Below are 10,297 nucleotides of genomic sequence, written 5' to 3'. Positions count from 1 at the left end.
GGTTCTTCTTAATTAATTTGATGACGGTTTAGTATTAGTTGTTTTTTACAGAATTGATTTTTTGAAAATTATTGTTGAAATATGTACAAATGTATCATCCCTCTTTGCTTGCAGAGAGGGACAGGAGGGTGAGTCAAAGGAAGTTGCTATGAAAATAAATGTTCAGTTTTAAAACATATTTTTTTATAAAATAAAAAAAGTAGTACTTTTACATTTTTAAATAAACTAACTTATTTTATGAAAAGAACAATTTATTTTTTGAGTTTTCTCATTATTGTTTCTTGTGCCCCTTCACGATTCGTACAGCCCTTGGAACAAGGAACTCATTCTGTTGGCTTTAATGCAGGCGGACCTTTGATTGAATATTCGGGAAAAACAATACCCGTTCCTCTTACAGGACTTTTTTATGGTTATGGATATAAGGAAAATCTTACTCTTTTTGGTAGCCTTCACACAACTTCACTGGCTTTTGGTAATTTCCAAACAGATATTGGAGCAACTTACAAATTTCTTGAACAAGATAAGTTTATTCCTTCTCTTTCTGTTTCCCCTGTTGCAAATATTGTTTTTCATTTCAATGACCCTAATTTTAAAATTTGGCCTCAAGTTGATTTAAATGCTTACTGGGAACATGGCAAAAACAAAAACTATTTATATCTCGGAATTTCTAATTGGTTTGAGCTATCAGGGAAAAAAGCTCATGATGAAGCCACACTTGACAGATGGCTTATTAATCCGCATATCGGTTACACTTACAACACTAATAGTTTTTCATATTCTCTGGAAATGAAATTTCTTGGACTATCGCACAACAATGAATATGTGTTTGTACCATACCAAAGTTTTACAGGCAATAGCGGAGCAACAGGTATTTTTTTAGGAATAACTAAAAGATTTTAACATGAAAAAAATAATAACAATACTTTTGATAGTAATCTTGTCATCATGTTTACGAATTGATGACATGGCTTTTTTAAACGATAATTCAATTACAGAATATTTACTTGACGATTATAAAGGAGAAACAGAACTTGTTTTACCTTCGCAATATGATATTGCTGACGATATGCTTACCTTTGTTTCTTTTGAATCAAAATTAGAAGGAGAGTCAGAGCCTAAAGCAATTGCGGGACTGTATATTGGAGAACTTGATTCTATTTTTACAGATACAATAATTTTGTATTGCCATGGGCAAACCGACCACATGGATTATTACTGGGCAAGGGCAAAATTATTGGCAAATTGTGGAGGGAAAAACAGATACGGAGTTTTGATGTTTGATTATAGAGGCTATGGACTTTCAGAAGGTAGCCCAAGTGAAGATGGAATGAATGCTGATGTTTCCGCTGCTTTAAATTGGTTAAAACAACATGCTGCTAAAAACAAGCAAGTGATAATTTATGGTTTTAGTCTTGGTTCAGCACCCGCAACTTATGCAGCAGCTTTTTATGATGATTTTAAACCCAATAAACTAATACTTGAATCACCATTTTCCTCTGCCGAAAATCTTACCCAAGAATCAACAATGATAAATGTTCAGGCTGAGTTTTTAACAGATTTAAAACTAGAAAATGCTGAAATGATAAAAGATGTTGATCAAGCTTTTATGTGGTTTCATGGTGTTGAGGATGATTACATTGCAATTTCAAATGGTGAACTAATTTATAATAATTACAAAGGAATTTACAAAGAAGCACATCCTGTTGAAGGTGCAAAACATGGGAAAGATGGAGTACCTCAAACATTAGGATTTGATGAATATCTTGATATTGTAAACGATTTTATTGAAAGATAATTTTTGTATTAAATTGATGGCGGTTTAGTATCACTTTAATTTTTAGTCTCAGAATATTGCAAACATTTCTCCCAGTCATCTTTGTAAAAATTCCGAATTTTTTCAAGTTCATTTTTTGAAATAAGGGCTTTGTTTCCAAAAAAAGAATCAGGGAATAATTTAGCTGTGTACAAAATTGTGTAACGAATAAATCCCAAATAAAGTTTCCATAAAAAATGTAAAATACCATTTTCAAAAATTCTTCTTTTTCTTAAATTAATTTTTCTCCCGACAAAAACTATTGCTTTTATTTGCTTTTCGGAATAAGAAGAATGCTTTTTTGTTAAATTAAGCTTTTCAAGATTAATAGAAACATCCATTAAATCAGATAGATTATTAATAAAATCAGATGGATTGCTTTTGAGCTTTTCATAAATAAGAACTACTGGTTTTGCTTTAAAATATTTTTCAAGTAATTGAATTTGATGTGAATAATTCAAGTCATGCTTTTTAAATTTACCTAAATCATTTTCCAAATCAAAAAAATCTTGGAAATTTCCTCTAAAACCGTTTTTTAAAAATCTTCGATACTGTGAAGCAATGTAGCTGTCATGCCTTCTAAAAACAATTATTGGAATAGTATCAGGAAAATAGGATGAAAATAATTTTACTTCCCGCTCTAATTGTTGGTCAAATTCGCGTGATACTAAATATTTATTGTGATTGGTATTATTAATTATCGTTTTTGCTTTCTTATATTTTGTTCTATTGATGTAGTAAATATTTTTAAATTTTGGGAAAACACGATATTGCAAAAATGTTGTTCCTGTTTTTCCTGTACCAACATGAAAGTATATTGTTTTTTTTATGGATTTTGTCATGAAAGCAAATTTAAGATATTTCATAAAATAAGGACAAACAATTTTTTATTTGTACTAAGAATTTGTGATGAAAATTTAAAAAAGAAAAACATATTATATTTTCTTCATGCCATATTGACAAAGAATATTTTTGGCAAAATAATTGAATAGGGCTTTGTGCTTTATTTAAAAGAGTTAAGTGATTGATTTTAACAATAAAAAGCTCCATTGAGCCTTAAAATTGATAACAAATGACAAAAGGAAAAAACGAGAAATTGAAAGATAAAAAAGAAGAAAAGCTAAAAGATTCTTCAGAACAGCAAGAAATTAAAAAAGAGAAAGAAGAAGATTCTTCAGAGGAAAAAGAAATTACTGAGGATAGTGATGAGCTTGAAAAAGAGGAAGAAATTGAGGAAGAAGAAAGTGAGTACGATAAGTTGAAAAGAGAGCATGATGAATTACATGATAAGTATTTAAGGCAATATTCTGAATTTGAAAATTTCAGACGAAGAACCAGTAAAGAAAAATTGCAACTAATTGATCATGCAAATGAAAGATTGCTTTTTGATTTTATTTCTGTAATTGATGATTTTGAAAGAGCCTTGCAATCAATAAAAGAAAATAAATCAGATGATTCCAAAGTAATTGATGATGGATTGAATTTGATCTTTAATAAATTTAAAAAATTATTAAAGGAAAATGATGTAACGGAAATTAAGTGCATAGGAGAAGCATTTGACTCGGAAATACATGAAGCATTAACCAAAATACCTGTTACTAAGAAAAAACTTAAAGGGAAAATTGTTGATCAGGTACAAAAGGGATATAAACATAAAGATAAAGTTATTAGATTTTCAAAAGTTGTAGTTGGAGAATAATTATGTCAAAAAGAGATTATTACGAAATTCTTGATGTAGATAAATCTGCGTCAAATGAAGAGATAAAAAAAGCCTATCGTAAAAAAGCTATACAATATCATCCAGATAAAAATCCTGATAATAAAGCTGCTGAAGAAAAATTCAAAGAAGCCGCTGAAGCCTATGAAGTTTTACGTGATCCTGATAAAAAATCAAGGTACGACCAGTATGGACATAGTGGTTTAAAAGGAGGTTTTGGTCAAGGTGGTGAAATGTCAATGGATGATATTTTTGATAGTTTTGGTGATATATTTGGCGGTTCAAATCCTTTTGAATCTTTTTTCGGAGGAGGAGGACAGCGTTCTCAAGGACGAAGAAGAGTTTTTAAAGGCTCTGACTTACGAATAAAAGTTGCTTTAACTCTCAAAGAAATTGCAAACGGAACTAAGAAAAAAATAAAAGTAAAAAAATCTGTAGCCTGTGATGTATGTGGTGGTTCTGGTGCAGAAGGTAGTAATGCTTTTCAAACATGTTCAAGTTGCGGTGGTGCAGGACAGGTAAAGCGTGCTACAAATACTTTTTTGGGACAAATGTACACAACAAGTACATGCCCTACTTGTAATGGTGAAGGTAGAATAATTACTAACAAGTGTTCAAATTGTCGTGGTGATGGTAGAGTAATGGGCTCGGAAGTTATAGAAATTAATATTCCTGCAGGTGTTTCAGAAGGTGTACAATTGGCTGTTTCAGGAAAAGGAAATGCTGCCCCAAGAGGAGGGATTCCCGGAGATCTGATAGTTGTTATTAATGAAACAGAAGATAAATACTTGAAGCGTGATGGTAACAATATAATTTACGACCTTTATCTCAATATCGCTGATGCAGCACTTGGAAAAAGCGTTGAAGTTCCTACAATAAACGCTAAAGCAAAAATAAATATTCCTGCCGGCACTCAAGGTGGAAAAATATTCAGACTTAAAGGAAAAGGTATCCCCAATTTAAATGCCTATGGCAGTGGTGATCAACTTATTCATATAAATATTTGGGTTCCTGTAAAGCTAAACAGTCAAGAAAAACAAATACTGAAAGAATTGAAAAATTCTGAAAACTTTATCCCAAGCCCATCTACAGATAAAGGAATTTTTGATAAAGTTAAAGAAATGTTTTCATAATTTATTTCAACTCAGGTTATCAATCCTAATTTACATAAATTTGTTTTTTTAACACAATAAAAAAGTAAATATATGAAAATTAAAAACAAATTAAGATGGCTTAGTATTTTTATCTTACTTTTTATAATTTCCGGATATTCTGCTTTCTTTCAACAGTAGGGAAATAAGAATAAAGAAAAAAAGTAGAAATTGAAGAGGAAACAAAAATATTTGATGTTCTCAAAAAAATACCTCAATTTTCCGGTGATGAAACATTAATGCGTAAATACATTAAAAATAATTAAATCAAAAAAAAATAATTAATTTTACCACCATTGAAAAAAATGTGTTATTATTGCTCTAATTTCAATTTTATGAAAAATTAAATATACGTTTATGTTATTTGGAAATAAAATAAAGTCTTTGCATAAAGCAATTGCAACTAATAATATTGAAAAAGCCATAAAACTCCTTGATAAAGGTGTAAACCCTAATTCTCAGGATGATGAAGGCAACACTCCTTTGATGAAGGCTGCAACACAGGGAAATATTGAAATCACAAAAAAATTAATTGCAATGCCTGTAAACTTGCAAATCACAAATATTAAAGGCAATACTCCATTGCATGTTGCCGCATCTAAGGAGAATATTGAAATTATTGAGTTGCTTATTGGGGCAGGAAGTGATATAAATTATAAAGATAAAGAAGGTAAAACTGCTTTGATGCACTCTGTTGCTAACGGCAAATTAAAAGCCATTGAAACCTTACTTAAATTCAAAGTTGATTTAAATTCTACAAATATTGACGGGGAAAATGCTTTAATGATTGCTGTCCAATCAAAACAACTTGGAGCTGTAAAAATACTTGTTAACGCAGGTATTAACACATGTCAAAAAGATAAAAACGGAAGTACGGTTTTTATTACAGCAGTATTAATAAATGAAAAACCAATTATCAATTATTTGTTGTCATTAAAAAATAAAGTTGACGAAAGTAAATTTAATATTGAAACAAAATTATTGTTTGCATTACTTGAAGGTAATACTTCTGAGGTAAAAGAATTGTTTAATAAAGGTGCGAAATTTCATGGAGAAGATGTAAGAATATTTGACCATGCAGTACTAAAAGCTTTAGAAAATGGAGATTTGGAATTAGCTGATGTTTTGATACAACAAGGTGCTGATGCTAATGCAAAAATTGTAGAAACTGCTGATACTGCTTTGATGATAGCTGCAAAAAACAATTCAACAAAAATGATAACGCATTTGATTGATAATTATGCAGATGTTAACAGAATTAATAATGAAGGAAATTCTGCATTAATTATTGCTTCTAAATTAGGCAATACAAATGCAGTTAAAATTTTAGTAGAAAAAGGTACCAACTTAGATATTCATGGAAAAGATGGCAATACCGCACTAATGTTGGCAGTAAATAATGCAAAAATTGATGTAGCAGAAATTTTAATAGAAAACGGTTCCAATGTTCATTTGAAAGATGATAACGGAAAAGGTGTTATAGACCAATTATTAAAAATATCACGCAAGCCTCTTAAAATGGTAGGTAAAAAAGAAGATTATGTAAAAGTTCTTTCAATACTTGAAAAGAATGGTGTACATATTAATAAAGAAAATTTTCCTAAAGAATGGCAAGAATTAATTGAAGAATAACTTTTCGGATTTTTATTTCACGTCATCAATATCAATTTCCAAAACAGTAGTTTTCTTGTTGTAATTGTAAAAGTCACTCAAAGATTTTTTGATTTTTGAAGGCTTAGTACATTTGAAATATTCAATTTCGTATTGCTCAGTAATTTTTTTAATACTTAACTTATGAGGTGTTGTAAAATACTCGTCAAGTTCGGGTTGAGATTGTGGTCCTTGCATTTTTCTGAATATTCCTCCACCATGATTATTGATAACAATTAGCTTTAAATTCTTTGGCAAATATTTATTCCAAAAAGCGTTTCTATCGTAAAAAAAACTTAAATCACCAATGATAAGAGTAACGATTTTGTCCGTAGAAACAGCACTTCCTATTGCTGTACTCAAACATCCGTCAATTCCTGATGTACCTCGATTGGAATAGACTTCAATACTTTTTGCAAATTTATTTTTAATAAAACTCAAATAGCTTGCCTGCCTTACAATAGAGCCATTTCCAAGTTGTAAAATTGAGTTCTTAGGAATTTTTTTCAGTATTTCTGAAATGAAATAAAGCTCATCATCCGAAGATATTTTTTGCTCTACATTTTTAATAGCATTATCGTCAAGCTTTTCCCATTTTTTATAAAAACCGTGAAATGATTTTGTTTTAAAAAGTTTTATATTTTTTAATAAAATTCTAAAAAATTCTTCAGGATGAATTGCAATGGTTTTTGTTATTGATTGAAAAGTATCAGGGGATTTTGCAGTAGCGTCAATATGCCAGTGTTCTTTTGCTTTATTTTCCTGCAAGAATATTCTTAAAGGTTTTGATACGATTTGACCACCAAAAGTAATCAACAAATCAGGTTGAATATCTGAAATATTTCCTTCATAATTCGTTAGCAATTCCTCATGATGAATAATTGCATGTTTTAAATCAGGAATATTTGATGTAATATCACGAACAAAACAAATATCTGTAATAGCTAAAAGCTTATCAATAATCTTTTTAAAAGTAGTATTATGCTCAAACACACCTGCAACAACAAGAATTTTTTTATGAGTAATAAGTTTTTCAATTAGTTTCTTTTGTGTAGCTCTTGGGATTTTTAAGTCTGGTTTAAGCAAATCAATAACTTTTGGATTTTGATCTTGTCGTTGCGGAATATTTTTCAGATAAAGTGGTTCACGCATTGGTACATTTATATGAACAGCACCTTTTTGTGGATATTGTGAAATATTTATTGATTCCGATACTATTCTGTAAGCTTCATCCTCAGCATTTTTATCATTATAAGAAATGTTCAACTGAAAACTTTTTAAAACATTAGGTTCATAAAGCTTGTATTGATGTATAGTCTGATTTCCTTGCTGCTCAATTGATTCAGGAGGTCTGTCGGCTGTAAAAATCAATAGTGGTATTTTTTGAAAATACGCTTCGGCAACTGCCGGTGCATAATTTAAAGCGGCTGTTCCTGAGGTGCAAACTAGTACTACGGTTTTTTTTGTTTGCTGTGCAAGTCCCAAAGCAAAGTATCCTGCAGAACGTTCGTCATTAATAATAAAATGTTTGATATTTTTGTTCCTAATAAAACTTAAAGCCAAAGGAGCAGACCTTGATCCCGGAGAAAGTACAGCAAAATGAACATCTTTTTTGTAGCAAATATCTGTGATATTATGAATTGTTTGATAAAGAATTTCGGCTGAATTATCCATAAATATTTTTTTTCAAAGGTAAGAAAATTTAAAGAAGTGCATAGGCACTAAAATGCTGATTTTAGAAAAGGATAATTTTCTTTATTTTTGCTGATATATTTTTAGTGATTATTAACATTTATTGCTAAATTTAATTTTAAGCTGTATTATGGAGGTTTCATTAGACATAAAATAAAGCTAAAGGAATGACCGAGCATTGAAATAACTGAAAGGAAAACAAGTTAAAAACTTACTACACATTTTATACATTTGTTTTTTACTGACCCACAAATTCAACGTTAAAAAAATAAAAAAGTAAATTTTTCCACCGCACTCGAAAAAAAAATAGTACCTTTGGACAATTATTGACCTGAAATATTATTTAAGAATAAAAATTATGGAATGACAGCGAGAGAATCATTTGGAGGATATATTAAAAAACTAAGGGAAGAACATAAACTTCCGCTTAGAAAGGTAGCATCTGTATTAGATTTAGACCCTTCAACACTTAGTAAAATAGAAAGAGGAGAAAGAACCGCAAATAAAGAAATGTTACCACTACTTTCTAAATTATTTAACGAAAGTGAAAAAACATTAAGCCTGATTTTTTTTAGCGACAAGGTGGCTTATCAAATTTTGGGAGAAAAAAATCCTGATGAAATTCTAAAAGTAGCAGAAGAAAAAATCCAATACTTGAAAAACAAAAATGTTAAACAAGGTTCACTAAATTTCAAATAATTATGACTGTAAAAGACCTTGTAAAAAAATATCACTCTAATAGAGAAACATATCTTAAAGCGAGTTATAACGAAACTCAACTCAGAACTGATTTCTTAGACCCATTTTTCGAATTACTTGGTTGGGATATTAAAAACTCAGAAAGAAAACCTACAAATGAGCGTGAAGTTTTATTAGAAGAAGGATTAAAAGCAGATGCAACGACAAACACAAAGAAACCTGATTACACTTTTAGGCTTTTTTCTGAACGAAAGTTTTTTTTAGAAGCAAAAAAACCAAATGTAAAAATCGGAAAAGATAATGAACCCGCAAAGCAGATTCGCAGATATGGATTTACAGCAAAACTGAAAATATCAGTCTTATCAAACTTTGAATATTTAGCAATTTATGATTGCTCTCAAAAAGTTGAAAGAGACGATTGTGTAACAAAATCACGCATAAATATTTATAACTACACAGAATATGAATCTGCTTTTGAAGAGATTAAAAGGCAGTTAAGTCATCAAGTAGTTTACAACGGAAAATTTGATGAAACTTGGAAAGACATTGAAGAACAACTAAAATTATCAAGTGTTGACAATCTTTTCTTATCGCAAATAAATGATTGGAGAATTATTCTTGGAAAAGAAATTTACTCACACAAACCAGATGTTTCAATAGAAGAACTTAATGACATTGTTCAGGCATATATAAATAGTATCATATTTTTACGTGTTTGTGAGGATAGAAATTTAGAAGCTTACAAAACACTTTTAAACTTTGCTGATAAAAATGATTTTAACTCATTAATCAAAAAATTCAAAGAGGCAGATAAAAAATACAATGCAGGACTTTTTAATCATCCATTAACAAAGGAAATAATCTCAACTAATAGCTCTGCATTTTGGATTATCATTGAGCATTTGTACTTTCCTGAAAGCAATTATTCTTTTTCAGTATTCTCATCAGACATTTTAGGAAATATATACGAAATATTTCTTGGAGAGCAATTAACTATTAAAAATGGCGAAATTTCAATAAAAAAGAAACCTGAAAATATTGATAGGGATATTATTACAACTCCGATATTTATCATTCAGAACATATTACGCCAAACGGTTGTAAAACATTGTGAAAGCAAAACAGACAAAGAAATTTTAAATTCTTCTTTTGCTGATATTGCTTGTGGTTCAGGTGCATTTTTGTTGGAAACCTATCAGTTATTACAAGATGTTTTAGTGGATTATTATTTGGCAAACGATACTAAAAAGTTAATCCAAACATCAATTAACACTTTCAAACTACCTTTTGAAACAAAAAAGGAAATTTTAGAAAATTGCATCTACGGAATTGATAAAGATTACAATGCAGTTGAAGCTTGTAAATTTGGATTACTTCTTAAACTTCTTGAAAATGAAGACAATTCAACCATTTCAATGCCAGCACTTCCGAACCTTGAAAATATTCAATTTGGAAACAGTCTAATCGACAGTTCCATAACAACTAAAAAGAATCAAGACGAAATAAATCCTTTTGATTTTGGTAAAATAAGGTTTGATGTAATTGTGGGGAATCCACCATATATGGCAACCAAAC

The 10,297-nt window shown here is 29.8% G+C and carries 9 protein-coding genes; 7 read left to right on the top strand and 2 right to left on the bottom strand.

Going from position 1 to position 10,297, the window contains the following annotated elements:
* Positions 1-237: 237 nt before the first annotated feature.
* Both U9R42_09945 and U9R42_09940 read left to right on the top strand, forming a co-directional pair.
* Positions 238-900: a hypothetical protein gene (locus tag U9R42_09945; GenBank protein ID MEA3496342.1), complete on the top strand. Its 663-nt coding sequence runs from the start codon at positions 238-240 to the stop codon at positions 898-900.
* A 1-nt stretch (position 901) separates the two neighbouring features.
* Complete coding sequence (locus U9R42_09940) at positions 902-1,795, top strand: alpha/beta hydrolase (protein MEA3496341.1); 894 nt, start codon at positions 902-904, stop codon at positions 1,793-1,795.
* A 35-nt stretch (positions 1,796-1,830) separates the two neighbouring features.
* Here the strand turns inward: U9R42_09940 and U9R42_09935 are convergent, their stop codons facing one another.
* Positions 1,831-2,655 carry a hypothetical protein gene (locus U9R42_09935; protein ID MEA3496340.1) on the bottom strand — a complete coding sequence of 275 codons (825 nt, stop codon included), beginning with the start codon at positions 2,653-2,655 and terminating at the stop codon, positions 1,831-1,833.
* 230 nt (positions 2,656-2,885) lie between these two features.
* Here U9R42_09935 and U9R42_09930 point away from each other — a divergent pair, with 230 nt between their 5' ends.
* The 3 genes from U9R42_09930 to U9R42_09920 all read left to right on the top strand — a co-directional run bounded on the left by U9R42_09930 (position 2,886) and on the right by U9R42_09920 (position 6,313).
* Positions 2,886-3,512 carry a nucleotide exchange factor GrpE gene (locus U9R42_09930; protein MEA3496339.1) on the top strand — a complete coding sequence of 209 codons (627 nt, stop codon included), beginning with the start codon at positions 2,886-2,888 and terminating at the stop codon, positions 3,510-3,512.
* 2 nt (positions 3,513-3,514) lie between these two features.
* Entirely contained in the window at positions 3,515-4,663 is a 1,149-nt protein-coding gene (gene dnaJ / locus U9R42_09925; protein ID MEA3496338.1) for a molecular chaperone DnaJ, read from the top strand.
* 375 nt (positions 4,664-5,038) lie between these two features.
* Entirely contained in the window at positions 5,039-6,313 is a 1,275-nt protein-coding gene (locus U9R42_09920; protein ID MEA3496337.1) for an ankyrin repeat domain-containing protein, read from the top strand.
* A gap of 12 nt (positions 6,314-6,325) precedes the next feature.
* Here U9R42_09920 and menD read toward each other — a convergent pair whose 3' ends face one another.
* Positions 6,326-8,005 (bottom strand): 2-succinyl-5-enolpyruvyl-6-hydroxy-3-cyclohexene-1-carboxylic-acid synthase, encoded by a 1,680-nt coding sequence (gene menD / locus U9R42_09915; GenBank protein MEA3496336.1) that lies wholly within the window; start codon positions 8,003-8,005, stop codon positions 6,326-6,328.
* 381 nt (positions 8,006-8,386) lie between these two features.
* On the opposite strand from menD, the gene U9R42_09910 reads away from it, so the two are divergent.
* Positions 8,387-8,722 carry a helix-turn-helix transcriptional regulator gene (locus tag U9R42_09910; protein MEA3496335.1) on the top strand — a complete coding sequence of 112 codons (336 nt, stop codon included), beginning with the start codon at positions 8,387-8,389 and terminating at the stop codon, positions 8,720-8,722.
* Positions 8,723-8,724: 2 nt separating this feature from the next.
* A partial coding sequence (locus U9R42_09905) for an N-6 DNA methylase (protein MEA3496334.1) occupies positions 8,725-10,297 on the top strand: 1,573 nt, incomplete at its 3' end.

Source organism: Bacteroidota bacterium (assembly GCA_034723125.1).
GTDB lineage: Bacteria > Bacteroidota > Bacteroidia > CAILMK01 > JAAYUY01 > JAYEOP01.
This window is presented reverse-complemented; position numbering and strand designations above follow the sequence as displayed.